Here is a 24,899-nt window from a genome sequence, read left to right on the forward strand (position 1 = left end):
CTGCAGAATTTCAGCTTGATTTAAAATGTAAGCGATTTCTTCAGCGCTCTTCGGCATGTACTTTTGCATCATTTCCTCTCATAAGGAGGAGATACCATGACGTTAGAACTCAGCGGAAATTCAAATTCTCGTGATGAGCAAGTTGTTGATAGAGCTTCACAGCTATTGACCAGGATGGAAAGTGTGCCTTTTTCGAGGTGGCATTTAAAACCTCGGATCATTATGGGATCTGCTACCTTTTTTGATGCTTTTGATGCGCTATCTTTAGCGTTTGTTCTCCCGGTCCTCATCGGCATGTGGAATTTATCACCTGCACAGATTGGTCTTCTTATTGGGTCTGGTTATATAGGACAAGCGATTGGTGCTATTTTCTTTGGATGGTTAGCAGAAAGGCGCGGCCGTGTTTTTAGTGCAAAATGGACGGTGTTCCTCATGTCTATTATGAGTATCGCATGTGTATTTTCAGGTAATTTTATGGCCCTTTTTATTTTCCGTTTTATACAAGGGATTGGAGTCGGAGGAGAGGTGCCGGTAGCAGCCTCATATATTAATGAGTTGTCCCGAGCCCAAGGAAGAGGTCGATTTTTTATGCTTTATGAGATGATTTTTCCATTAGGATTAATGATTTCAGCACAAATTGGCGCATTCGTTGTACCTAGCTTTGGGTGGAAATGGATGTTCTTGATTGGAGGCATTGGAGGTTTAATCGTCTTTGTATTCTTTTTCATGCTGCGTGAATCGCCAAGGTGGCTTATTTCGAAAGGCAGGTTAGATGAAGCCGAAAGAATTATTGAAGAAATTGAAGCTAGTACTGACAAACGAATGCCTGTCGCAAATCAAGTATCCAGCAGTACTGAAAAAGGCGACTGGAAAGAGCTATTTTCAACTTTTTACCGTAAAAGAACATTGGTCGTATGGGGACTATGGTTTTCTGCCTACTTTGTATCGAATGGTTTAAATAACTGGTTACCGAGTCTTTATAATACTGTTTACCATTTGCCAGTCGGAGATTCATTAAGGGCAGCATCTCTCACAAATATTTTACAGACCATAGGGGTATTCGCTTGTGCGTTTTTAATTGATAAAGTAGGACGAAAGCGCTGGGCAACCATTGCATTTGTATTAACAGGTGTTTTATTAACGGCTTTATGGATCAGCGGACCGACTTCACCAGAAAGCGTCATCTATTTAGGGTCTGCTGCTTACGGAATGATGGGGACAATTACAGTTCTCCTCTATCTATATACACCTGAAATTTATCCGACACGTATGAGGGTGATTGGAACAGCATTTGCTACAGCGTGGCTTAGGCTGGCCTCAGCGATCGCTCCTATTATGATAGGTTTTATTTTAGAGGTAAGCGGTGTTTCAACTATTTTTATTCTTTTTGCAAGTGTGACGGTAGTGGGAGCAATTCTTGCTTTTAAAATGATAGAAACGCGCGAGAAAGTATTAGAGGATATTGCGCCGTAAGTGACGCGTGCAGTGAAGAACTTATTCCAAAGAGGGTAGGTTCTTTTTTTATTCAGAGGATCTAAAATGCCTCACCTATCTTCGTTCATTTATCATATAATACAAACATGATCTAGCACTCCTTGTCGTAAGGAGAGACGTGTCACGAACATGAAAAGCAATACCTGTGAGACAGTGAAGATTAAAAAAGTCTACCGACAATGGTAGACTTTTTCTATAAGGTCAATTCTTGATTCCCTGAATCATTGCAGCTTTTAAACAGAAGGAAATGGGCTGATGCTGTGCATCGAATTGAAGCTGAAACAGCTGCTTTGTGTCAGGGTCTGCGGCTTGAAGGTGGGAAACGATCTCCTTTTGAGTATTCTCTGGCGTGCGTCCACGTATAATCCAGTCCTGATAATCAATATGCAGGTCCCAGGAACGAATCTCTTTCTGAGTCAATTGGTTGTCATCGAAAAGCTCTTTCCATTCTGATAACGAGCTTTCCCGCACATGAGAAGGGTCTCTCAGTCTATTTAAGTGATTAATAAATGAATCCTGTGCAGGGTTTTCAGGTGCATAATGATCGACGAGCAGAAATTGGCCGCCTTTTTTTAAGACTCGGCTGATTTCAGACATGGCTGCCGGAAGGTTTGGAAAGTGGTGAGCAGCAAATCGGCACGTCACTAAATCAAATGATTCATCAGAGAAGGGCAATGCTTCTGCGGCTGCCTGCTCAAAAGTAATGTGGTTCAGGCGGCGTTCTTCCGCAAGTGCTGCTGCAATCTCGATCATTTTTTGCGTGACATCAATGCCGACCCCTTTAGAGATAACGTCTGAAAAGGAAAAAACGGTATGTCCTGCCGCGCAGCCAATATCAAGTAAATGCTCATGTCCCTTCGCATTTGCAGTTGTTTTCATCCATTCCAGCTCTTCTCCGGCCGCAAATATAGGTGAATCTCGATAGTTCTCGGCATTTTGTGAAAATTGGTTCTCGGCTTTAGCATATGGATTCATTTCTTTTCCCCCTTTGTGGTCTCTTTATCGTAGAATTCCTTCTGTTATTTGTCTAAGACATAAAAGATATGACATGGATAGTTAAAACCTATGAGGTGATGAAAGTGGATATACGAATGATGGAATATGTCATGGAAGTGTACCGGCAGCAAAGCTTTACAAAAGCAGCGGATCAACTTCATATTGCACAGCCTTCTTTAAGCCAGCAAATGAAGAAGCTGGAAGAGGAATTAGACACACCGCTATTTATTCGAAAGTATGGACAAGTAACGCCCACACCTCAAGGGAGACGATTCATTAAAAGGGCTGAGAATATTTTGAAGGAAAGAGATGATTTGCTGCGTGAAATGGGAGAGGCAGCTTATGAAATCGGGAAAGAGCTGAACATTGGAGCGCCAGCAGTGACTGGGGGCTATGTCTTGCCCGGTTTATTAAAAACTTTTTGTCAAACGTATCCTCATGTTCACGTTCAACTGATAGAAGAGTCTCCTCGTGAGCTCGAAAAACGTCTATTGGCTGGAAAACTGGATTTGGCTATTTTATCTATGCCTGTCGAGCATGAATCATTGAAAACGAAACAAATGCTGACAGAGCCGCTCCTTCTTGCAGTTCCGCAAGCTGCTCAGCCATGGTTATCAGAGGAATTGAACGAGATTATCAAGCAAGCAGGGCAAAAAGAGTCCGGTCACGAAATCGTTTCCTTTCAGCTTCTTGAAGGTACCCCATTTATTATGCTGAAAGAGGGATACGGTTTTCGGCAAGTGGTCATGGAGCTGTGCCGTCATCACGGTTTTCAGCCAAAAGCGGCTTTTGAAACAAGTCATATTCAAACAGCACAGGCATTGGTCAAAAACGAACTAGGGGTGACCGTTGTGCCGAAAATGGTGGCACAAGAGGATAGGAACGAGATCATTTATTTACACATTGATTCATGCCCCACCCGCACACTTGTGTTTGCATATGTGGAAGAAAGGTATTTAACGAAAGCCGCTCAAGCCTTCATGGCCCTTTATCAGAATCAAGGGAAGGCTTAAACAAACGTTTAATTAAACGCAAAAAGCAGGGGAGCACCCTGCTTTAAGATTGGTGACAAAGGGCTAAAATGATCTTGATTTTAGCCCTTTGTCTTCTTTTCAGCGTGATAGAAAACCTTTGAAGTCTAGGAAGGGCGAGCACCGGAGCGGAGCGAATTTGACATTCGTGAGCACCGGAGCGCAGACCTGACACCGAATGCGAGGGTTTGTCTACACGCTGAAAGCAGGGGAGCACCCTGCTTTTTAATATAAGTCGAGACGCTGATCCGTCATAACCGGAATTTGCTGTCTGACTTCATCCACTAGCTGAAGATCAATTTCCGCATAATAAATATCTTCGTCATCGTTTGTTTCAAGCAGGATGCGGCCGAGTGGATCAATCACCATAGAGTGTCCAGGGAATGCCGTGTCTCTGCTTGTGCCTGTTCTGTTAACAGCAATCATAAATGACTGGTTTTCAATCGCTCTTGCGATGAGCAGGCTGCGCCAATGGTCCACTCTTGCTGACGGCCATTGCGCCGTATTGACGAGCACCTTCGCTCCTTTGTTCACAAGTGTTCTGGAAAGCTGCGGGAAACGGAGGTCATAGCAAATCATTGCACCAATCGTCACATCTTCCCCATAGTCAAATAAACCAAGCTGATCACCAGCGGTTAAATAGTTATGCTCATCCATTAAGCGGAATAAATGAATTTTATCATAATCTAACAAAAGCTCACCTTGGCGGTTAAAGACATACATCGTGTTGGTGATATTTTCATCTTCTGTCCGCTTATTTAATACACTGCCTGCGATGAGATACACTTGATGCTTGCGGGCAAAGGAGGAAAAGAGCTGTTTTGTGCGTTCACCGTTTACATCCGCAAGCTGCTCGGCTTGCTCAAGGGCGTAGCCGGTATTCCACATTTCGGGTAAAATGATCAAATCAGGCTGCTCGCGAACCGCTTCTTCTAAAAACGCTGCTGCTTTTTTAAAATTCACTTCTGGTTCTCCAATTTGTACGTCCATTTGGACAAGGGCGATTTTCATACGAGTTCCTCCTTTATTTGCTATATGTCATGTGAAAATCATGAATGTATGTAATGGTTTATTTTAGTCTTCAAGGCCAGTTTCTTTATCATAAAGGTTTCCATCATCTTTGCCAATAGAAATGTCAGAAGGTTTTGTTAAATGGCTTTCTCACTCAAGAAATCGGTGTTATGATACATATAATGAATAAACAAAGGGGGATACTCGGATATGCAATTGTACGATTTACCACTTGAAGAGCTAAAAAAATATAAACCAAAGAAAACAGCACGCCCTGATTTCTCAGATTTTTGGAAGAAATCACTCGAAGAACTGCGCCAAGTGGAGGCAAAGCCAATACTTGAACCGTATGACTATCCAGTGAAAGGCGTCAGGGTGTACCACCTGACGTATCAAAGCTTTGGACATTCTAAAATTGAAGGCTTTTATGCTGTACCTGATCAAACTGGCCCGCATCCAGCGCTCGTTCGTTTTCATGGCTATAATGCCAGCTATGACGGCGGCATTCACGACATCGTCAACTGGGCGCTCCACGGCTATGCCACATTTGGTATGCTCGTCCGCGGTCAAGGCGGCAGTGAAGATCAGACAGTGACACCAGGCGGTCACGCTTTGGGGTGGATGACAAAAGGCATTTTATCAAAAGAGACCTACTATTATCGCGGTGTTTATTTAGATGCGGTTCGTGCACTCGAAGTTATTCAGTCCTTCCCTGAAGTGGATAAACACCGGATCGGCGTAATTGGCGGAAGCCAGGGAGGCGCATTAGCGGTAGCAGCTGCAGCCCTTTCAGATATTCCGAAGGTCGTCGCGGCAGATTACCCTTATTTATCAAACTTTGAGCGTGCAGTGGATGCGGCATTGGAGCAGCCTTATTTAGAAATCAATTCGTACTTTCGGAGAAATAGTGACCCGGAAGTGGAAGAAAAGGCATTTGCGACATTAAGCTATTTTGACTTAATCAATTTAGCTGGATGGGTCAAACAGCCAACATTGATGGCGATCGGTCTGATTGACAAAATTACCCCGCCATCTACTGTGTTTGCGGCATACAACCATTTAGAAACAGATAAAGACCTTAAGGTATACCGCTATTTTGGACACGAGTTTATCCCGGCTTTTCAAACAGAGAAGCTCTCCTTCTTACAAAAGCACTTGCTCAAATAAAAGAACAAAGAGGCCGCTCTATGAGGGCCTCTTTTTTAATAGCTCGTATTTTGTCTCGTTTTTTCATCAGGTACTAACGCGGTGATAATAAGGGCAAGAGCTGTGATGATATGCAGGATGAATCCAAGTATCGGAATCCAGGCGAGGCAGGATGTGATAATCCCAATGATGCTGCCAATCATTGGTCCTTGGTCTCGCTTCGATAAGACGAGTGTGATAATATGCAGAATAAGCATGACCATGAGCGGTGAATAGCCATTGCTAATAATAAATAGTCCTCCGATGACAGGGACGGCAAGACAGGCTTCAAAAATTCCGGTGATCCATTTCATGATGCGAGATATAGACATGAGATCCAACTCCTTTTTCATATATGTCTTATTCGTATTTTACCAAAACGTGAAGAAGTCATGCAGATTTCTATAGAAAGAGTTGATGGATGATGAGAGAGAGAATCAAGGAAGAGCTGAAAATCATCGAAGAAACGTATGACGTGAAAATTTGCCTCGCGGTCGAATCAGGCAGCAGAGCATGGGGATTCCCCTCGACTGATAGTGATTACGATGTTCGTTTTTTATATGTTCCTCGAAAAGAATGGTATTGGGCAATGGAAGAACATCGTGATGTCATTGAACGGCCGATTGATGATGTGCTTGATATCAGCGGCTGGGAGCTTAGAAAGGCACTTCGCTTATTCAATAAATCGAATCCGTCCATCATGGAATGGCTGTCGTCTGACATCATCTATGCTGAATCCTTCTCTTTGGCAAAGCAGCTAAGAGAATTAAAGGATCGAGCGTTTTATCCTGCCGCATTGATGTATCATTACCTCAATATGGCGAAGCGGAATGAAAGCCGGCATTTACGAGGAGAGCAGGTGCGAATCAAGAAGTATTTCTATGTGCTTCGTCCGCTGCTTGCCTGTCAGTGGATTGAACGATACAGGACGGTTCCGCCGATGGACTTTCATAAACTGCTCGAAGAACTAGTGGAGGAAGGTCCGCTTTTAGCGGAAATCCATGAGCTGCTCAAACGTAAAATGGACGGAGAAGAAATGGATGTAGAGAACCGCCTCGCTTATGTCCATCCATTTATCGACAAAGAGCTCGCGCGATTTGATGAATTGGTGAAAAGCTACAATCAGCCGAAAGACAACCTGATGCAAGAATTAAATGAGCTGCTGCAGTCTACCCTTGATGAGGTGTGGGCGTAAGCAGGGAAGAGCCAGCCGGATCGCGGCAGGCTCTTTTTTATCTCTTATTGTGATAAAACCACAAAAAAAGTCAGAATTTTTGTCATCTTCAAATATTGAGCGGACAGCTTATGAGCTTTACAATAAAGACATAGCTTACAAAGAGTGGGAGGTGCCCTTTATGGAGTCGGTCACAAGAAATTTCTTCTTGTTTTTGTCAAAGAGCAGTCTCTTGAACCATATTGCTCGTAATTGGGGAAGTGCTGTTGCATCTAAGAAAATCATCGGAGGGAAGGACTTTGAGAGTGCCATCCCTGTCATCAAACGATTAAATGACCAAGGAATGGCCGTGACAGTTGATCACCTTGGTGAGTTTGTCACAAAGGCAGAGATTGCCAATGAACGGACGACTGAGTGTATTCAAACCATTCAGCGGATTGCAGAGGCGGGACTCAATTCCCACGTGTCACTCAAAATGACATCACTTGGCCTGGATATTGACGACGACCTTGTGTATCGCAATATGAAACGTATTTTAGATACGGCAGAGAAGCACCGTATCATGGTGACAATCGATATGGAGGATGAACAGCGCTGTCAAAAAACGCTGGACATTTTTAAAGAGATGAAATCTCAATATGAGTATGTCAGTACGGTCTTGCAGGCGTATTTGTACAGAACAGAAAAGGATCTTGATGACCTAAATAAGCTGAAGCCATTTTTAAGACTTGTAAAGGGTGCCTATAAGGAATCTGCCGAAGTGGCGTATCCAAACAAAAAAGACGTCGATCAGAATTATCAAAAGCTGATCGAAAAGCAATTGCTCTCAGGAAACTATACAGCCATTGCGACACATGACGATCGAATAATTGAGTTCACGAAAAATATTGTGAAAAAACACAGTATACAGACAAGTCAGTTCGAATTTCAAATGCTGTACGGCATGAGATCAGAAACGCAGCAGGCACTTGTGAAAGAAGGCTATCAAATGAGAGTCTATACTCCGTATGGACGAGAGTGGTATGGCTACTACATGAGACGTCTTGCAGAACGGCCGGCAAACATTGCCTTTGCTCTAAAAGGGATGACGAGAAAATAATTTGAAACGGGAGCGTGACAAAAATGACAACACCTTACAAACATGAACCATTCACGGATTTTAGCCAGGAAGAAAACCGCAAAGCGTTTGAACAAGCATTAGCTAAAGTAACAGAATCACTTGGTCAAACCTATCCGCTCGTGATCAATGGAGAAAGAATTGAAACGAAAGACAAGATTGTTTCGATCAATCCAGCGAAAAAGGATGAAGTGGTTGGAACCGTATCGAAGGCCGGGAAGGAAGAGGCAGAACAAGCGGTTCAAGCAGCAGCGAAAGCATTCGAAACATGGCGCTACACGTCTCCAGAAGAAAGAGCTGGCGTATTATTCAGAGCTGCGGCAAGCATTCGCCGTAAAAAGCATGAGTATTCAGCCCTTCTTGTCAAAGAAGCAGGTAAGCCTTGGAATGAAGCGGATGCAGATACAGCAGAAGCGATTGACTTCCTAGAATATTATGCCCGTCAAATGCTGGAGCTGGCGAAAGGCAAACCAGTGAACAGCCGCGAAGGGGAACGCAATCAATATGTTTACACACCAACTGGCGTGACGCTCGTGATTCCGCCGTGGAACTTCTTGTTTGCGATCATGGCAGGAACAACAGTAGCGCCAATCGTCACTGGGAATACAGTTGTTTTAAAACCAGCGAGTGCGACGCCTGTCATTGCAGCCCGTTTTGTGGAGGAGCTTGAGCAAGCCGGTCTTCCAAAGGGTGTTGTCAACTTTGTACCAGGAAGCGGAGCAGAGGTCGGGGATTACTTAGTAGATCATCCGAAAACAAGCCTGATTACATTCACTGGATCAAGAGAAGTAGGGACACGTATCTTTGAACGCGCGGCAAAAGTGCAGCCAGGTCAGCAGCATTTAAAACGTGTCATTGCTGAAATGGGCGGTAAGGATACAGTGGTTGTTGATGAGGATGCAGATGTTGAATTAGCGGCTAATGCCATTTTCACATCAGCCTTCGGGTTTTCAGGTCAGAAATGTTCAGCTGGATCTCGGGCTGTCGTTCACGAGAAGCTGTATGACCAAGTGGTTGAGCGAGTGAAGGAAATCACAGAAACGAAAACAACAGCCAATCCACTTTCTGCGGATGTTTACATGGGACCTGTCATTGATCAAGCGTCCTTTGACAAGATCACGGATTATATCGAGGTTGGCAAACAGGAAGGCCGCTTAGTCACTGGCGGAACGAGTGATGATTCGGAAGGATACTTTATCCACCCGACCATTTTTGCAGATCTTGAGCCAACTTCCCGTTTAATGCAAGAAGAAATCTTTGGACCAGTCTTGGCTTTCTCGAAAGTCTCTAGCTTTGATGAGGCACTTGAGGTAGCCAACAACACAGAATACGGTTTAACAGGTGCTGTCATTACGAATAATCGTGATCACATCAACCGTGCGAAGCAGGAGTTCCATGTAGGGAACCTTTACTTTAACCGTAACTGCACAGGTGCCATCGTTGGTTACCACCCATTCGGCGGCTTCAAAATGTCAGGAACGGATTCAAAAGCAGGCGGTCCAGATTACCTAGCTCTGCACATGCAGGCAAAAACGATTAGTGAAATGTTTTAATATGGAAAAAGCATGAACCTGCACTGACGGGTTCATGCTTTTTTTGCCTGCTTGCGACTTGTTTCTATACAAATCTGACTGGAAAGAAGTATGATAAATGTATCACTTAATCAGGGAGCAATCGGGATGGAAGAGATATTAGAAAAGCTTCATACATTTTTTGATGTCGATAAATTAATTGCATTTATTAGCGGATATTTAAAAAAACCAGTCATTTTAGAAAGCACAGAGTGTCAGCTCCTTGCTTATAATTCTTACAGCATTCAGCAGTTTGACCCAGTCAATCAGCAAACGATTTTCTCCAAGGAATGTCCAGGATCTGTGGTCGATTGGTTAAAGAAAACAGGGGTAATTGAGCGGCTTCACAAGGAGTCAAAGCCTTTTTATGTGAGCGGCCATGACGAGCTCGGATTTAATCAGCGGGTGGCTGTGAGCGCCAAGCATAAACAAGAGGTAGTAGGCTTTATTTGGGTGCAGGACATTGAGGACTCCCTCTCTCAGGAGGAGCTGCAATTTTTACACGAAGCTTCCTTTCAGGTTGGAAAAGTGATTTATAAGAATAAGAAACAGCTTGAGAAAAAGGAAGGCAAGATTGAAGAGTTTTTCAAAAAGGTCATGGATGATCATTTTTATACAGAAGAAGAGCTGAAATGGGAGGCTGAGAACTTAAGCATTCCACTGCCAGCCGTATTTACCGTCATGGTCGTGCACGCTGCCGATAACAAAAGTGAGACGGCAGAAGATGTGAAGGATGTCATTCGAACGTATTTGCAGCTAGAGGATAAGGTGAATCACGTCTATTCGGTTCAAGCAGATATCGTCGTCATATTAGGCAGCCTGTCAGACCGGCACTCACCGAAAGCGACTGCCGCTGATGTCATCGCACATCTGCAATCAAAAATGCATGCACATCCTTCCCCTTTGTATATTGGGATGGGAAGAGAGTATCGTGATGTCATGAAAATGAGTACAAGCCGATTTGAAGCGATAGAGGTCGTCAAGGCAGTAAAAATTGTCGGAGGACAAGAACTCATTCCATATGATTATGAGAATTTAGGGGTCTTCCGGTTTTTAGATTCCATTTACAGCCATCAAAAAAAGAAAAACGACTTCAATCCAGATTTGTTACGCTTGAAGGAAAAAGACCGCGAGAGTCAAACCTCGTTTTTAAAAACGCTGGAAGTCTACTTATTGAATAACTGCAAGCTAAAGCCAGCAGCGGAGCAGTTGTTTATTCATCAAAATACATTAAACTATCGAATGAAACAAATTTTTGACATGACCTCGATCGACTTAAGTCATTTTAGCCAGCGGTGTGAGTTATTTATTGAATTGATGCTGATGAAAAAAGATCAATAATGATGATGGAATCCGCAGGTCCACGGGATCACCTGCGGATTTTCATGTGACATGCGAAAATGGCATACAACGGGTGCATTTCGTTGTATGATAGATAAAGATTTTATGAGAAAAGTGAAAGGGGGGCCACTTTTGGGATCAGTCACCTTAGCCATTTTGATTTTCATCATGACCCTCGTCCTTGTCATTTGGCAGCCAGGACGTGTCACCATAGGATGGTCAGCATGTGGAGGCGCCATTCTTGCACTTGCCTTTGGTGTCGTTCATCTGGGCGATGTGTGGGAAGTCACGCAAATTGTATGGAACGCTACCTTTGCCTTTATTGGCATTATTATCATATCGTTAATTTTAGATGAGATCGGCTTTTTTGAATGGGCTGCACTGCATATGGCAAAAGCCGCAAGAGGCAACGGTGTCCGCATGTTTATTTATTTAACATTGCTAGGCGCTGTTGTGGCTGCTTTTTTTGCCAACGATGGAGCGGCACTGATTTTGACCCCAATTGTTTTATCTGTGGTGAGAGCGTTGAAGCTGGATGAGCGCATGGTGCTTCCTTTTGTGATGGCAAGCGGCTTTATTGCAGATACAACTTCTTTGCCATTTGTCATTAGTAACCTGGTCAATATCGTATCAGCCGACTATTTTCATATTGGTTTTCTAGAATATACAGCGAATATGTTCGTGCCAAACCTTGTGTCGCTTGGAGCGAGCATGCTGGTTCTGTATGTGTTTTACCGAAAGCTTATTCCAAAAACCTACGATCTGTCTCAGGCAAAGGAACCGGCATCAGCTATTCGAGATATCCGTATGTTCCGTTTGTCTTGGTATGTGCTCGGCTGTCTGCTTGTTGGTTATTTTGCGGGGGAGCTGATCGGTATTCCAGTGTCCATCATCGTAGGCGGGATTGCCCTTGCTTTCTTGTGGCTGGCGAGAAGAAGTCCGCAAGTGGCGACAAAGCGGGTGATCAAAGAAGCGCCGTGGTCCATTGTGTTTTTCTCGATCGGCATGTATGTCGTCGTATATGGACTGAAAAATGTCGGTCTTACAGAAATATTGGCGGCATGGATCCAGCAAGGGGCTTCACATGGCTTGCTTGCAGGAACGATGTTTATGGGCGTGCTTGCCGCAGTGCTGTCCTCTGTGATGAACAATCTGCCGACCGTTTTAATTGATGCGATTGCGATTGGACATACAGATACAGCAGGTGTCATGAGAGACGGACTGATTTATGCCAATGTCATCGGCTCCAACCTTGGACCGAAAATGACCCCAATTGGCTCATTGGCGACATTGCTGTGGCTTCATGTCTTAAAGAAAAAAGGCGTCCATATCTCTTGGGGAGCGTACATGAAAGCCGGAATCATCCTGACCATTCCAACCTTGATTCTCACTTTACTCGGGTTATATGTATGGTTATGGCTCATTCATTAAAAAGAAAAAAGAGCAGATCTCATGGATCTGCTCTTTTTTTGCTACAGATATTTCGCATAGCGTTTTTCTAAAAAGTCCTGAAGCAATGAGACGACACTGCAAATACCCCAGTAAATGAGTGCGACCAAAATATACATGGTCATATAATCGAATTCTCGTCCGCCTACAATTTTTGCTTGCTGGAAGAGCTCTGGTACAGTAATCATTGCTGCCAGTGAGGAAGCTTTGATCAAATCGAGCATGACATTGGTCAATGGCGGCAGGGCGATGCGGACGGATTGAGGCAAAATGACACCACGCATCGTTTGCCAATAGCTGAGACCTAATGATTTAGCGGCTTCCACCTGTCCACTTGGAACAGAGGAGAGGGCTGCCCGGTTAATTTCTGCAATATAGGCAGCACTATTAAAGCTGAACCCAATAATGGCAGCAGTGACCGCTGTGAATTCAATGCCGATATAGGGGAACCCAAAATAGAGAATAAACAAAATCACTAGAATGGGCACGCCTCGCATGAATGAGATATACAGCCGTGCAGGCAGCCGAAGAATCCAAGAATTCGCCATTCTGGCAAGAGCGATAAAAAAGCCAAGAATGGTACCAAAAAACATGCTCACAAAGGAAATGAGCAGCGTCAGCCAGATGCCTTTCATAACAAATGGAAATGACGCCTTTGCCAGTGCAGGATTAAATATATATTCTAAATGAATATCTCCCACGATTGCGGCTCCTTATTTGGAAATGTCGACATCTTCGACATCAGCATCAATTTTCTTAGAGACGTCTGCATGATTAAAGAATTTCTCAGAAATCTTTTTCATTGTTCCGTCTTTTTTCATGTCGCCTAATACACGATTCAATTCTTTTTGAAGCTCTTTGTTGTCCTTCTTCATAACAAAACCTTGTTCATTCGGCATGTACTTCAAGTCAGGGTGAATCGTAATATTTAATTTAGGAAATGCAGCAAGAGCCAGTGTCTGCAAGTAATAATCATTTAGAATGACATCAGTACGGCCGTTTGCAACATCCTTTAAGTATTGCTCGTTTGTCGCATTATCATAAATGACTTCCTTTGCACCGTACTTACGAGCAACATCCATGTAAATCGTTGTGGCAGCCCCTGCTGCTTTCTTTCCTTTTAAATCTTTTAAAGTTTTAATGCCAGATAAATCATCTTTTCGTACGATAGCCGTTCCGTAGGAATATTTATAAGGGGTAGAAAAGGCAAACTTGTCTTTTCTGTCATCTGTGATGTCGATATCATTTGCAGCAGCATCCACTTGACCAGAATTAATGGCGCTCAGCATCCCATCATAGCCCATTTCTTTAAATTCCACTTTCACATCAAGACGTTTAAACGCTTCTTTGACGACTTCTACTTCATAGCCAGTTAATTGATCCTTGCCATTAGAAGTATCATGATAAGAAGTTGGATAAAGGGTGCCTGAAGTTGCAACCACGATTTTCCCTTTCTTTTTAATCTCATCCCACTTTGTGTCCCCAGATTGAGATGAGCCTGATTGACTGCAAGCAGACATGATAAGGATGAAAGCAGATACAACAAGCATGATCCATATAGGTTTTTTATGATAAAAACGACTCATTTAAGAATCCTCCTCTATTTTTTATACAAAACAAAACATAGCACGCTTTTTCTGTAAGGACAACGTTTTCAGAAGAAAAGTGAAAAAGTAAGAATATTATAAGCAATTTGCGTGTTGATATAATGTATAAAAAAGGAAAGTGAGCGCAAAATAAAGGCGAATAAAGGAGGGAACAACAATGATGAAAAAAATAAGTAGTTTGATCATCTTGTCGATGATGCTGTTATTTGGTTTTCATATAGAAACGGCTCATGGAGAAACACCTCAAATGGAAAAGCGCCCGGTGACACATCAAGTGAAATTAACAGCAGAACAACAAAAACAAATTGAAATCCTTGAGCAGCAAATTCTTTCTAAGCGAAAAGAAGTCATTGAGAAATATGTACAGTACGGCGTGTTAACAAAGGAACAAGGCACACACATCACGAAACGAATGGATGAGCATTACACTCATTTGAAAAAGAACGGATTTGTTCCATTGCTGAAAAAACCACAGCACCATCGCCCATGATAATGATGAAACCGGCAGCGAAGTGCCGGTTTTTTATTGTTGATCAGAAGGTGAGACTTTCCCCATCTTGAGGGACAGAAATGGCTTGATCTGCATGATGCTCTTGAATGTAAGCCTCTAAAGCAGCTCTTGTCAACAAGCAATGATTCACAGCTTCAAGATGACAGGCGACAATTTGAGCTTTTGGCTGAGAACGGTGAACGTCTAGAATCTCTTCCTTGGTCATTGTAATCGGATCGCCTTCTAAAAATTGAGCAGCCCCGCTATTGACCACAATGAGTCTGGCTTGCATGTATTCACAACCTCTTTCGGTTCATCACACCAAACGGTATCACCTGCAATATAAAGGGTAGGTTCATCAGGGTGAGAGAAAACAAAACCGCTCACCTGACCCATCCGCTTCGCCGTTTCTCCCGTCCCATGCTGTCCGCCTGTACGTTTAATATGAACGCCGCAAATGTCCATTTCATCTTCAATGCATGTGACATGCTGAAATCCAGCTTCTTCAACTTCTTTTCGATCCTTCTCCGATTGAGTATAAATTGGCCCATCTTGAGCTAATTTTCTTTTGGCCTCGTCGTCAAAGTGGTCCACATGTAAATGAGTGAGTAAGACAGCATCTGGGTGTAACAGACTGTCTAAATCTATATTTACAGGAAGCTCCACAATAGGATTGTTCAAATGTTGATTGGCTGTATGAGGGAACGGTGGATATGTTCCTTTTGCTGCTAAAAAGGGATCGATTAAAAAAGTTGAATGACCATAGTGAAGGTATAAAGTAGCATTGCGAATGAGTGTAATTTTCATAAAAAGGCCTCCTTTTTTTCTCATTAAGTTTACAGTATATTAAAAGAGTTCTATGTGACAGAGGATCATGAAAGTCTTTCATCGGAAGGGCTTGATTTTTGAAAGAGGTGAGCCAATGCTAGACCAAACAGATATGAATATTTTAAAAGAACTATCAAAGAACAGCCGATTAACGATGAAAGCTCTAGGTGAAAAAGTTCATTTAACCGGCCAAGCTGTTGCAAATCGGGTGTTAAAGCTAGAAGAAGAAGGCGTGATTGAAGCATATACCATTTCAATTGATTGGCAGACACAAAAGACGATTCAAACCTTTTTGCAGCTCTATACCCGTAGTCATCAACATGAACCACTTCTGTCGTTTCTTTATGAAAAGGAAGAAATCAAGAATTTGTTCAAGATAAGTGGTGAGAGCTGTTATATGGCTGAAGGACATTTCTCCAGTCATGATGAACTTGATCAATTTTTAACGGAGCTGACAAATTACGCAAATTACAAACTGTCTATTGCGGTTAAACGTCTCATTCATCAGTAATAGAAGAGACGCAGGAGGAAAAGGAACGATGCAAAAATTAATCGAAAATCAAGCTGAACCGATGACAAAGGAAAGAATCAAAGCAGACTTGGTTCAACTTGGTGTGAAAAAGGGCATGATTTTATGTGTTCACTCATCTTTATCATCAATCGGCTGGGTAAACGGAGGCGCTGTAGCCGTCATACAAGCATTGATGGAAACCTTAACAGAAGAGGGGACACTGATTATGCCGGCACAAACGTTAGAGCTTTCTGATCCCGCCGATTGGATCGATCCGCCTGTTCCTTACTCATGGTGGAAATCGATCAAAGAAACAATGCCTGCATTTGATCCAGCTTACACGACGCCAGCAGCAATGGGAAAGGTGGCAGAAACATTTTGGAAATACCCAGGTGTGGCGAGAAGCAATCATCCCAATTTTTCATTCACAGCCTGGGGGAAAAGAAAACATGAAATTCTGAAACACCATGCGCTTTCCTTTGGATTAGGAGAGCATTCGCCTCTTGGCCGCATGTATGATCTTCATGCTCAAGTGCTGCTGCTTGGTGCATCATTTGAGAGCATGACAGCTTTTCATCTAGCTGAATACCGAATTCCTCAGCAGGACCTCATGACAAGAGGAGCCCCTCTTTTAGAGAATGGATGGAGGGTATGGAAAGAGTACCAAGATATCATCACAAGAGAAGAACTATTTGAACAGATTGGCCGTGATTTTCTGCAATCAGGAGGCATCCATCAGCACAATCAAGTTGGACTTGCCAGTTCATATTTACTGCCCATGAGAGAATCGGTAGACTATGCGGAAAAGTGGCTTGATCTATACGATCAGTCGTAATCTACACTGTTTGGAAATTTACATAATAAACGTCTTGATCAGGCTGCTGTGAGGTGTAGCAGGTAAGCTGATAGTTTCCTTTTGGAATGGAGAAAGACAGCACATGGGCCATGACGCTTGTGATATAAACTTGATCATTTGTAAGCGTAAAGGGAACTGTTATGGCTCTATCAACCGAGACTTGGGGCTCATCGCTATTTAATGTCACAACAATAGACGCCTTTCCATTATTGATTCCTTCAAAGGAAACTCCTTGATCTCCTGTTGCAAATCCTTGAAGAATGTCCTCATCTGTCCAATCAATAACAGGTGGTGTTTCGCTTCCGGTGTATACCGTGATTTGGTGGTAGGAGATAGATAGGGAATAGGCTTGATTTAAGTGATTCATATAAAAAACTCCTTTATTTAAGAATTTTTGTTGGAACGTGAATGGTTGAAAGAGTGATTCTTGAGGAGAAAGTTAGGCAGCAAGACGATTGTCGCCGTCTTGCGCTATTTGGTGTGGGATCTAGATGTGAAATTGCGAGACCATTGCTTTTAAATCTCCTGCTAAATGGGCAAGCGCTTCTGATGAAGCTGTTACTTCTTCCATTGCAGCAAATTGCTCTTCTGTTAAACCGGCTACTTGCTGTGAATGTTCACTCGTTCGTTTCACGCCTTCTGTAATAGACGCAAAAGACTGTTTCGCATCGTTTGTATAAGCTGCGATTTTTTGTGATGCACTTGATAAATGTTTAATGCCATTCGCCATTTCTCTCATCGACTGCTGGATATCATGAAATGATTCCTCTGTATGAGAGATAAGGACAGCCCCTTGAGCCGCTTCCTCTCTTACTCGTTTGATGGCATTCGTCGAATGAGTCATCTCTTTTTGTATTTCAGAAATGAGATGGGAAATCATGTTTGATGATGCTTGAGATTCTTCTGCGAGCTTTCTCACTTCGTCTGCGACAACAGCAAATCCTTTTCCGTGCTCACCTGCCCGTGCTGCTTCAATTGCTGCATTAAGAGCTAGCAGGTTTGTCTGGCTGGCGATATCTGTAATGACTTTGGAAATATGATCGATTTCAGCTGAACGTGTTTCCAATGCTTGAATCGCTGTACCATTTTCTTCAATTGATTTGGCAATAGACGTCATTTGTGAATGAACTTCACCGATATTGTGTACACCTTTTTGGGCCACTTCTTGTGCGGAGTGACTTCTTGAAGCCATTTGTCCTGCATTTTCAGTGATGTTTGCCAGCTCGTTTGATACTTGAATCATTTTGTGCTCACTAGCTGTCATTTGAGCGGACTGTTCTTCTGAAGATTGTGCCACTTCTTGAATCGTGTAGGTGATTTTTTCTGATGCTGCACTCGTTTCTTCTGCGCTAGCTGACAGCTGCTCAGAGGATGTGGCCACTAATTCAGACGTGTTCATGACATTTAGAATGGTTTGATTTAGTTTTTCACGCATCTTATTGAAATGGCCAGCCAGATCAGACAATTCATCACCAGCAGTATCCGTCACATTGATGGTTAAATCACCTTCGCCTGCACTCTTAATGGCAGAAGCCATATGCTTGAGACGTGCCTGAATCCGCTTAGTGAAAATAGAAATAATGATGACCGAAACGATCAGACTTAACAAAAGGACGATGACAAATTGTATATAGAATGACTGAAGCATTTGTGAAATCATGCTTTGATTGGCGCCAGTATAAAAAATACCAATTGTTTCGCCTGCTTCATTTTTGATCGGCATATAAGCCGTTTGATAGTCTTTCCCGGCAACATTTGCTGTGCCGTAATAGTTTTCTCCTTTATCTAAAACAGTGGTCTTCACTTCAGGAGAGACTTCTGTACCTACAGCTCGTTTCCCGTTTAACATGACATTCGTAGCAACGCGGGTATTTCCTTGAAAAATCGTGATGGTATCACCGGTATATTCGGCTAATTGGTCAACTAATGTGTCATGATCATTGATTTGCGTATTTCCTTTGAATAGCTTATCCTCTTTAATCTGCCACGAGCCTTCTACTTTTCCATTCAGGTAGGCGTAGCCTAGTTTTAAATCACCTTTTGCTTTTTCAGTTGCCATTTGCTTGATGTTTTCTGTCATCTCGCGATTCACCACATAACCAACAACTGCGGAAAAGATGATGAGGACACTTAAAAAGATCAGCAAAATTTTGGCACCGAGCCTCAGTTTTCCCTTTTTCTTCATGCTTTTTAACTCCTTTAGGTATAAGGTAGGGTATCCCTCCTTAAGGATTATCGGCATGAAAAAAGTGTTTAAAATACCTGCATGCAGTCATGTGAAAATTTTTTTAATATAGAAAAGGGAAAGGCTGCTAATCGATGATAAATTGGATTCTTGTGCCGTCTGGATCATCCGATAATTGATGACTTACCCACGAGCCTGCGCCTCTATTATCAGAAGGGCGTACATATTTGACAGAAGCTCCTGTGCCTCCTTCTTTGCACATCGCCATTGGCCATTCGTCACGATCATACCCGCGCTTTGTTGGAACGCCATGTAATGATCGATCCCTCTGCTCATCACTATGTTTACGGTCAATTGTACAAATGGACGAATGACCTTCATCAATGGCTTCTTCTATGTGCTTGGCTGTTTCGGGATAGCGGTCTGATGGAAAATGAATCGTTTTGTCATAAGATGAATTCGCTGTCTCTTGTTTCCCTTGCTCCAGCTGGATATAGCCTGTTGCTACACCAATAACAATCAATAAAAGCAAGAGAATCATTTTAAGAAGTTTCATAGGTGCTGGCTCTCTTTCTTGTTTGCGTATTTTGTAAACAGAAGTATAGCAGAATTACTTACCAATTTCCCCTGGTTTTGAAAAAACGCCTTTTAAAATTCAAAAAACAGATTTTACAAGATTTCATGCTTTTCATTTTTGTAGAAATTCATAAAAATTTTAATTTTGTAGATCATAAAACGAATATGCTCATTCAAAATGGCTTTATCACTGCTTTTTGAGCTAATTTCAAGAATTTAACACACAGAAATTTCAAAAAAATAAAATTGACTAGACCGATCTGCTTTAATAATATGGAGTCAAATATCAAAAAATGTCGTAATTTATCAAAATATGATTCTAATTACATTGTAGGAGGGAAGTACAAATGGCGGATGTCTCATACCGGCTCGGAATAGACATAGGCGGAACATTTACTGATTTATCGTTGATAAATGAAGCAACAGGGGAGCTGACTGAACTCAAGACACCCACAGTGACTGATGACCCAGCCCAAGGAATTATCAATGGGTTAAATCTTCTAAAAAAAAGAGGTGTTGATTTATCCAACATTCAATACCTCGTTCACGGAATGACAATTGGTCTTAATACATTATTGCAGCGAAAAGGAGCAGGTTTAGCCCTTTTTGTGACAGAAGGATTTCAAGATATATTGTCACTTCAACGTTTACGACTACCCATTCCTTATGACTTCAATTCTCGTTTGCCAGAACCATTGATACCTCGGAAGCATGTATATCCAATCTCTGAAAGGTTGATACACGATGGTACGATCAAAAACCCTCTCCATCTGCAGCAGTTAGATGATGCAGTCCAGCATGTTATATCTAAAAATCTAGCAGGTATCGTCATTTCTTTTTTACATAGTTATCAAAACCCAGTTCATGAATTACAGGCAAAAGCCTATATCAATCATCATTATCCACAGTTAGAAGTCCTTACCTCATCTGAATTATGGCCTCAAATGAGGGAATACGAGCGTACAGTGATGTCTGTTGTTAATTTGTACATTCAACCAAAGGTGAAACAGTATTTGCAAACACTGAAAAGTCGTTTGAAGGAAGAAGGTGTACCAATTTCTCCATACATTACACAATCAAATGGTGGTTTAATGGATGCAGAAAGTGCGGCAACCTCGCCTGTGAAGACTCTCTTTTCTGGTCCGGCAGCCGGTGTCATCGGTGCGGCTAGAATTGCAGCATCATCTAGTGAACCCAACCTGATCACTTTTGATGTTGGGGGGACGAGTGCAGATATCTCGATTATTCAAAATGGAAAGCCTACAATGGCGCAATCGAATCAGCTTTCAGGCTTCCCAATTATTCTTCCATCTGTTGCGATGTATTCAATAGGAGCAGGAGGAGGTTCGGTAGCATGGATTGATCAGGGCGGACTTCTAAAAGCGGGGCCAGAATCAGTTGGCTCAAACCCGGGACCAGCTTCGTATGGAAAGGGAGAAAAAGCAGCTTTAACTGATGCGTTTCTCATATGCGGTTACCTCAACCAAGAACGTTTTGCCGGAGGACATTTACAATTACAGTTGTCTGCGGCGAAAAAGGCTTTTCAGCCAATTGCTGATCAGCTCAACAAAACGGTTGAAGAAGCGGCTGACCAGCTCATTCAAGTAGCCGTAGCCAATATGTACACAGAATTAAGCAATGTGATGGAGCAGCAAGGGTTTGACCCTAGAGATTTTAGTTTGCTGGCGTTTGGCGGAGCAGGGCCGGTTGTGGCGAATTTCCTTGCGAGAGAAATTCATGCGAAAAATGTGGTTGTTCCTCCAAGTCCGGGTACATTATGTGCGTTAGGTGCTCTGACTGCTGACTTTATTCATGATGCGGTGCTGTCGAAGAAAATATGCTTACAAGACTATTCGATCAACCAACTAAAACAAGATTATGAGAAGCTGTCGCGAAAAGCGACTGATTGGGTCAGCCAGCAAAATATTCAGCATATCAATCAGACATCCATTCTATTATTAGCAGACGCACGTTATCAGGGACAGGCATTTGAGATTGAACTGCCATTATCGATTGATTGGCTAAAGCAGGAACAAAATATCCACCAACTCATTGAAGCCTTTCACAAATTGCATCAGCGTCAATATGGTCATAGGGATGATCAGGCAAAAATCGAATTTACTCATTTACGCGTTCGAGTCATAGGCGAGACGCCTCCGCTGCCTTTTTCACCTGTTCATGAAAGCAGCGGACAGTCTTTGAAACCATATGAATATAGACGAATTTTTATTGAAGAAAAAGAATACGAAGCATCGGTTTATAACCGGGATACTCTGTCAGTAGGTTCTATTGTAAATGGGCCTGCCGTTATTGAGCAGGATGATACAACAACATTAATTTTGCCAAACTGGGCAGGCAGCATTGGTCCATCAGGTAACTTAGTGATTTCAAAGGAGGCGGCTTTACATGAGAACTGACCCAGCAAAGCTTGAGATGATGCGCAGTTATTTTAATGCGATTGCATCAGGTATGGGGCATGTTATTGAACGGACGTCATTTACGACCTTCGTTAAAGAATCTGCTGACTTTGCGACAGCATTAGCCACGCCATCTGGAGATTTCTTTGTTTATCCGAAGACAGTAGGTGTGACGATCTTTTTAGGGCTGAGTCTAAAAAAAGCGATTGAAGAAAGCGGGCCGATGCAGCCAGGAGACATTATCATCACTAATGATCCTTATACGACAGACGGTTTGGCGACTCACCTTCCAGATGTCCATATCATTAAGCCGATTTTTGTAGATGGTGAAATCGTAAGCTATGCTTGGTCTTTTGTTCATGTCAGTGATGTGGGTGGGCTTGTGCCTTCGAGTATTTCACCGACAGCAACGGATGTTCATCAAGAAGGATTAAGAATTCCGCCAGTGAAAATTTATGAAGGCGGGAAAGAGAATCAGGTCGTACGTACCTTTTTAAGAGCGAACAGCCGCGCTAGTCATCTAAATGATGGTGATATTAATGCGATGATTGCAGCAGTTAATACAGCAGATATTCGGTTAAAAGAAATGATTGAGAAATTTGGAAAATACGAAGTGAAACAAGGAATGATAGACTTGCTGAAGCAAGCCGAGGATCGTGCTGGAAAGGTCATTGAAGCTATACCGGATGGGACGAGTGAATTTGCTGATTATTTAGATGATGATATGATCTCAGACGTCCCTATTCGGTTGAAAATCAAGCTAACGATCAAAGGGAAACGGCTGACGCTCGATTTTTCTGAGTGTGATCCGCAAGTAAAAACAGCCTTTAACCTCGTTACCAATGGTCAGAAGCATTCCTTTCTTTATCAAGGATTGATTAATTACATCATTAGTAAGGATCCTTTTATACCGATTAATGGTGGAATAACGTATCCAATTGACGTGATCTCTCCTAAAGGAACGCTGGTGCATCCAGAATACCCGGCTTCTGTCGGGATTCGTCATTCGATTACGATGAGGCTGTACAATGTCGTGCTAGGCGCCATTGGTAAGCTGTTACCTGAAGCGGTGCCGGCAGCAGGTGCAGGTCAATCTGCCATTGTGGTTCTCTCAGTACCTGATGATCAAACGGGTGGCAGGAAAATGTCCGTTGTCGAACCATTAGGCGGAGGCGGCGGTGCTCAAAATGGTACTGATGGAGTGGACGGTATTGACCATTCGTCAGGCTTTTTGAAGAATACCCCAATTGAGAGTTTGGAACAGCATATTGATATTCATGTTCACCGATATGAACTTCTGCCGAATACAGGTGGAGCTGGTGAAAATCGAGGCGGACATGCGATTGGTTTGGAATTTGAAATGATAAAGCCTGAATCAATGGTGACAGCACGAGGAATGGAACGGATGAAGTTTCAGCCTTGGGGATTAATGGGCGGCCGAGCAGGATCGGTTGGTGAGGTCAAGCTGATCAAGACTAATGGTGAGAAACAAGACCAGCCCAAAATAGATGTTCTGCGACTTGAAAAAGGCGATATCGTTCAATTGATTTCACCAAGTGGAGGCGGCTGGGGGAATCCATTTGCCCGAAAGAAAGAAAAAGTCCTTCAGGAAGTGGAAGCAGGTCTATTAAGTGAAGAGAGAGCGCTGCAGCAATATGGTGTGAAAGTGTATTTAGACCAAAATAAATGGAAGATTGATGAGGAGCAGACGAGCAGGGTGCGAGAAAAGGTTGATGTTTCTGCATCTACTGACGTGTGGGATTTCGGAGAACAAAGAGCAGCTTATGAGAAAGTATGGACGGACGAAGCCAGCAGTGCGCTGGCCGTTCAGCTTCGTTCCTATCCGGCTAATGAACGTACGCACTATAAACATGCAGTTCATCAACATTTCAGTCATAGAAATGAGCCGTTAACAAAGGAAGATATTACTCAAGCACTTTGTCAATTGAATGGACAAAAAGGGGGAAATAAATCATGAATAGAAGATTAATTGCTATTTTTGCAGGTATCCTATCAATCGTTGTACTGCTGGCTGCTTGTGGTGGAAATGGAAAGGATCAAGGCAAACAGCAGCAGACTGTGATTGTTGGCGTATATGGAGGCGATTGGGAAAAGAATATCAAACCAATCCTCGAAAAGTTTGAAAAAGATACAGGAATTAAAGTGCAAACCGTCTCTGGGGCGGATTCTGAATGGTTTACAAAATTAAAAGCGTCAAATGGAAAAAATCCACCATATGACTTACTAATCTTACAGCCCGATACGATTCAAAGAGGTATCGCAGCAAACGTTCTTGCGCCTATCGATGAAGATCAAGCGCCGAATGTCAAAAAGCTTTACCGTTCTGTCCAAAAGAAGCTTACTGTTAATGGAAAACAATATGCAGCAGGCTTTAGTATGGGGCAGCTTGGAATTGCTTATAGAAAAGACCTCGTCAAGCAGGAACCAAACAGCTGGACTGACCTATGGAGCAGTCAGCTGAAAGGGAAGGTAGCCATTTCATCTCCGACTTATTCAGCCGGTTTGCAATTTTTCTCTGCACTTGTTCATGCGCAAGGGGGGACAGAATCAAATCCTAAGGATATTGATAAAGCATTTAAAAGTCTCGCGCAGTTAAAAGGTCATGTAGCTGCTTTTCCAGATAACCCAGGATCGATTCAAACTTTGTTAGAACGTGGGGATGTCGCGGCTGTTCCATATTGGGACGGGCGAGTATTTGCACTTGAAGAAGAAGGAATGGATATTGGTTTCTCATATCCGAAAGAAGGCGCTGTTGCAGCTGTTGCGAGCTGGGCTTTAACGAAGGGAAATCAGCACGAAGAAGCGGCGTACAAACTATTAAACTACTTGAGCGGAAAAGAAGCTCAGGAGGCATTCTCGGAAAAATCTTATTATGGCATGTCGAATTCTGATGTGAAATACAATGACAAGATTAAGGGGAAAGTGAAAGTTGGAGAAAATTATTACAGCAAGCTGACTTGGGTAGATTATGAAACAGCGACCTCTGAGCTTGGCAATTGGACAAATCGATGGAACGAAGTATTAGGCGGAGGAAAATAG

22 protein-coding genes and 1 pseudogene are annotated in these 24,899 nt (G+C 42.8%); 14 read left to right on the forward strand and 9 right to left on the reverse strand.

Features of this window, described 5'->3' with window-relative positions; all coding sequences use genetic code 11:
- The first annotated feature begins 96 nt into the window (after positions 1-96).
- Entirely contained in the window at positions 97-1,473 is a 1,377-nt protein-coding gene (locus NSU13_RS01810; RefSeq protein WP_342489784.1) for an MFS transporter, read from the forward strand.
- Between the two features lie 222 nt (positions 1,474-1,695).
- Here NSU13_RS01810 and NSU13_RS01815 read toward each other — a convergent pair whose 3' ends face one another.
- Positions 1,696-2,469, reverse strand: coding sequence for a class I SAM-dependent methyltransferase (locus tag NSU13_RS01815; RefSeq protein WP_342489785.1), 774 nt, complete (start codon positions 2,467-2,469; stop codon positions 1,696-1,698).
- 116 nt (positions 2,470-2,585) lie between these two features.
- Here NSU13_RS01815 and NSU13_RS01820 point away from each other — a divergent pair, with 116 nt between their 5' ends.
- A complete protein-coding gene (locus tag NSU13_RS01820) occupies positions 2,586-3,503 on the forward strand; it encodes a LysR substrate-binding domain-containing protein (RefSeq protein ID WP_342489786.1) in 918 nt (305 codons plus the stop codon).
- A gap of 243 nt (positions 3,504-3,746) precedes the next feature.
- Here the strand turns inward: NSU13_RS01820 and NSU13_RS01825 are convergent, their stop codons facing one another.
- Positions 3,747-4,532 carry a carbon-nitrogen family hydrolase gene (locus NSU13_RS01825; protein ID WP_342489787.1) on the reverse strand — a complete coding sequence of 262 codons (786 nt, stop codon included), beginning with the start codon at positions 4,530-4,532 and terminating at the stop codon, positions 3,747-3,749.
- Positions 4,533-4,742: 210 nt separating this feature from the next.
- Here NSU13_RS01825 and NSU13_RS01830 point away from each other — a divergent pair, with 210 nt between their 5' ends.
- The gene (locus NSU13_RS01830) at positions 4,743-5,699 is read left to right on the forward strand and encodes an acetylxylan esterase (protein ID WP_342489788.1); all 957 of its coding nucleotides are present in this window, start codon (positions 4,743-4,745) and stop codon (positions 5,697-5,699) included.
- Positions 5,700-5,734: 35 nt separating this feature from the next.
- On the opposite strand, the gene NSU13_RS01835 is transcribed toward NSU13_RS01830, so the two are convergent.
- Entirely contained in the window at positions 5,735-6,049 is a 315-nt protein-coding gene (locus tag NSU13_RS01835; RefSeq protein ID WP_342489789.1) for a hypothetical protein, read from the reverse strand.
- A gap of 92 nt (positions 6,050-6,141) precedes the next feature.
- On the opposite strand from NSU13_RS01835, the gene NSU13_RS01840 reads away from it, so the two are divergent.
- The 5 genes from NSU13_RS01840 to NSU13_RS01860 all read left to right on the forward strand — a co-directional run bounded on the left by NSU13_RS01840 (position 6,142) and on the right by NSU13_RS01860 (position 12,351).
- Positions 6,142-6,912 (forward strand): nucleotidyltransferase domain-containing protein, encoded by a 771-nt coding sequence (locus NSU13_RS01840; RefSeq protein WP_046313841.1) that lies wholly within the window; start codon positions 6,142-6,144, stop codon positions 6,910-6,912.
- Between the two features lie 160 nt (positions 6,913-7,072).
- Positions 7,073-7,990: a proline dehydrogenase gene (locus NSU13_RS01845; RefSeq protein ID WP_070326669.1), complete on the forward strand. Its 918-nt coding sequence runs from the start codon at positions 7,073-7,075 to the stop codon at positions 7,988-7,990.
- Between the two features lie 23 nt (positions 7,991-8,013).
- On the forward strand, positions 8,014-9,561 hold the full coding sequence (pruA, locus tag NSU13_RS01850) for an L-glutamate gamma-semialdehyde dehydrogenase (protein WP_024424316.1): 1,548 nt from the start codon (positions 8,014-8,016) through the stop codon (positions 9,559-9,561).
- Between the two features lie 126 nt (positions 9,562-9,687).
- Complete coding sequence (locus NSU13_RS01855; protein WP_342489790.1) at positions 9,688-10,920, forward strand: helix-turn-helix domain-containing protein; 1,233 nt, start codon at positions 9,688-9,690, stop codon at positions 10,918-10,920.
- A 132-nt stretch (positions 10,921-11,052) separates the two neighbouring features.
- The gene (locus NSU13_RS01860) at positions 11,053-12,351 is read left to right on the forward strand and encodes an arsenic transporter (protein WP_034283290.1); all 1,299 of its coding nucleotides are present in this window, start codon (positions 11,053-11,055) and stop codon (positions 12,349-12,351) included.
- A 41-nt stretch (positions 12,352-12,392) separates the two neighbouring features.
- On the opposite strand, the gene NSU13_RS01865 is transcribed toward NSU13_RS01860, so the two are convergent.
- Together NSU13_RS01865 and NSU13_RS01870 are read right to left on the reverse strand one after the other, a co-directional pair.
- A complete protein-coding gene (locus tag NSU13_RS01865; RefSeq protein ID WP_034283291.1) occupies positions 12,393-13,070 on the reverse strand; it encodes an amino acid ABC transporter permease in 678 nt (225 codons plus the stop codon).
- 12 nt (positions 13,071-13,082) lie between these two features.
- Positions 13,083-13,955, reverse strand: coding sequence for a transporter substrate-binding domain-containing protein (locus NSU13_RS01870; protein WP_041116601.1), 873 nt, complete (start codon positions 13,953-13,955; stop codon positions 13,083-13,085).
- Between the two features lie 181 nt (positions 13,956-14,136).
- On the opposite strand from NSU13_RS01870, the gene NSU13_RS01875 reads away from it, so the two are divergent.
- Positions 14,137-14,466: a YckD family protein gene (locus NSU13_RS01875; protein ID WP_024424311.1), complete on the forward strand. Its 330-nt coding sequence runs from the start codon at positions 14,137-14,139 to the stop codon at positions 14,464-14,466.
- A 43-nt stretch (positions 14,467-14,509) separates the two neighbouring features.
- Here the strand turns inward: NSU13_RS01875 and NSU13_RS01880 are convergent.
- Positions 14,510-15,273, reverse strand: a pseudogene (locus tag NSU13_RS01880) (MBL fold metallo-hydrolase).
- A gap of 115 nt (positions 15,274-15,388) precedes the next feature.
- On the opposite strand from NSU13_RS01880, the gene NSU13_RS01885 reads away from it, so the two are divergent.
- Positions 15,389-15,805 carry an Lrp/AsnC family transcriptional regulator gene (locus tag NSU13_RS01885; RefSeq protein ID WP_342489791.1) on the forward strand — a complete coding sequence of 139 codons (417 nt, stop codon included), beginning with the start codon at positions 15,389-15,391 and terminating at the stop codon, positions 15,803-15,805.
- Positions 15,806-15,833: 28 nt separating this feature from the next.
- Positions 15,834-16,640, forward strand: a complete 807-nt coding sequence (locus NSU13_RS01890) for an AAC(3) family N-acetyltransferase (RefSeq protein WP_342489792.1) — start codon at positions 15,834-15,836, stop codon at positions 16,638-16,640.
- A gap of 1 nt (position 16,641) precedes the next feature.
- On the opposite strand, the gene NSU13_RS01895 is transcribed toward NSU13_RS01890, so the two are convergent.
- From NSU13_RS01895 to NSU13_RS01905, 3 genes are all read right to left on the reverse strand, one after another.
- Positions 16,642-17,028, reverse strand: a complete 387-nt coding sequence (locus tag NSU13_RS01895) for a competence protein ComJ (RefSeq protein ID WP_081123966.1) — start codon at positions 17,026-17,028, stop codon at positions 16,642-16,644.
- Positions 17,029-17,148: 120 nt separating this feature from the next.
- Positions 17,149-18,846: a methyl-accepting chemotaxis protein gene (locus NSU13_RS01900; RefSeq protein ID WP_340899379.1), complete on the reverse strand. Its 1,698-nt coding sequence runs from the start codon at positions 18,844-18,846 to the stop codon at positions 17,149-17,151.
- Between the two features lie 127 nt (positions 18,847-18,973).
- A complete protein-coding gene (locus tag NSU13_RS01905) occupies positions 18,974-19,402 on the reverse strand; it encodes a NucA/NucB deoxyribonuclease domain-containing protein (protein WP_024424305.1) in 429 nt (142 codons plus the stop codon).
- 367 nt (positions 19,403-19,769) lie between these two features.
- Between NSU13_RS01905 and NSU13_RS01910 the strand changes: the two genes are divergently transcribed.
- The 3 genes from NSU13_RS01910 to NSU13_RS01920 are packed head-to-tail and all read left to right on the forward strand — an operon-like array spanning position 19,770 to position 24,899.
- Positions 19,770-21,839 carry a hydantoinase/oxoprolinase family protein gene (locus NSU13_RS01910; protein ID WP_342489793.1) on the forward strand — a complete coding sequence of 690 codons (2,070 nt, stop codon included), beginning with the start codon at positions 19,770-19,772 and terminating at the stop codon, positions 21,837-21,839.
- Complete coding sequence (locus NSU13_RS01915) at positions 21,829-23,817, forward strand: hydantoinase B/oxoprolinase family protein (protein ID WP_342489794.1); 1,989 nt, start codon at positions 21,829-21,831, stop codon at positions 23,815-23,817. The genes NSU13_RS01910 and NSU13_RS01915 overlap by 11 nt, the downstream gene beginning before the upstream one ends.
- The gene (locus NSU13_RS01920) at positions 23,814-24,899 is read left to right on the forward strand and encodes an ABC transporter substrate-binding protein (RefSeq protein ID WP_070326677.1); all 1,086 of its coding nucleotides are present in this window, start codon (positions 23,814-23,816) and stop codon (positions 24,897-24,899) included. Before NSU13_RS01915 ends, NSU13_RS01920 begins: the two co-directional genes overlap by 4 nt.

Source organism: Bacillus sp. FSL M8-0049 (assembly GCF_038593355.1).
Taxonomy (GTDB): domain Bacteria; phylum Bacillota; class Bacilli; order Bacillales; family Bacillaceae; genus Bacillus; species Bacillus safensis.

Coding starts and splice junctions, on each gene's coding strand:
- NSU13_RS01830 (WP_342489788.1), top strand. CDS start 4,743: ATGCAATTGTACGATTTACCACTTGAAGAGCTAAAAAAATATAAACCA.
- NSU13_RS01920 (WP_070326677.1), top strand. CDS start 23,814: ATGAATAGAAGATTAATTGCTATTTTTGCAGGTATCCTATCAATCGTT.
- pruA (WP_024424316.1), top strand. CDS start 8,014: ATGACAACACCTTACAAACATGAACCATTCACGGATTTTAGCCAGGAA.
- NSU13_RS01885 (WP_342489791.1), top strand. CDS start 15,389: ATGCTAGACCAAACAGATATGAATATTTTAAAAGAACTATCAAAGAAC.
- NSU13_RS01835 (WP_342489789.1), bottom strand. CDS start 6,049: ATGTCTATATCTCGCATCATGAAATGGATCACCGGAATTTTTGAAGCC.
- NSU13_RS01820 (WP_342489786.1), top strand. CDS start 2,586: ATGATGGAATATGTCATGGAAGTGTACCGGCAGCAAAGCTTTACAAAA.
- NSU13_RS01915 (WP_342489794.1), top strand. CDS start 21,829: ATGAGAACTGACCCAGCAAAGCTTGAGATGATGCGCAGTTATTTTAAT.
- NSU13_RS01910 (WP_342489793.1), top strand. CDS start 19,770: ATGGCGGATGTCTCATACCGGCTCGGAATAGACATAGGCGGAACATTT.
- NSU13_RS01875 (WP_024424311.1), top strand. CDS start 14,137: ATGAAAAAAATAAGTAGTTTGATCATCTTGTCGATGATGCTGTTATTT.
- NSU13_RS01845 (WP_070326669.1), top strand. CDS start 7,073: ATGGAGTCGGTCACAAGAAATTTCTTCTTGTTTTTGTCAAAGAGCAGT.
- NSU13_RS01810 (WP_342489784.1), top strand. CDS start 97: ATGACGTTAGAACTCAGCGGAAATTCAAATTCTCGTGATGAGCAAGTT.
- NSU13_RS01840 (WP_046313841.1), top strand. CDS start 6,142: ATGAGAGAGAGAATCAAGGAAGAGCTGAAAATCATCGAAGAAACGTAT.
- NSU13_RS01855 (WP_342489790.1), top strand. CDS start 9,688: ATGGAAGAGATATTAGAAAAGCTTCATACATTTTTTGATGTCGATAAA.
- NSU13_RS01870 (WP_041116601.1), bottom strand. CDS start 13,955: ATGAGTCGTTTTTATCATAAAAAACCTATATGGATCATGCTTGTTGTA.
- NSU13_RS01905 (WP_024424305.1), bottom strand. CDS start 19,402: ATGAAACTTCTTAAAATGATTCTCTTGCTTTTATTGATTGTTATTGGT.
- NSU13_RS01900 (WP_340899379.1), bottom strand. CDS start 18,846: ATGAAGAAAAAGGGAAAACTGAGGCTCGGTGCCAAAATTTTGCTGATC.
- NSU13_RS01825 (WP_342489787.1), bottom strand. CDS start 4,532: ATGAAAATCGCCCTTGTCCAAATGGACGTACAAATTGGAGAACCAGAA.
- NSU13_RS01815 (WP_342489785.1), bottom strand. CDS start 2,469: ATGAATCCATATGCTAAAGCCGAGAACCAATTTTCACAAAATGCCGAG.
- NSU13_RS01890 (WP_342489792.1), top strand. CDS start 15,834: ATGCAAAAATTAATCGAAAATCAAGCTGAACCGATGACAAAGGAAAGA.
- NSU13_RS01895 (WP_081123966.1), bottom strand. CDS start 17,028: ATGAATCACTTAAATCAAGCCTATTCCCTATCTATCTCCTACCACCAA.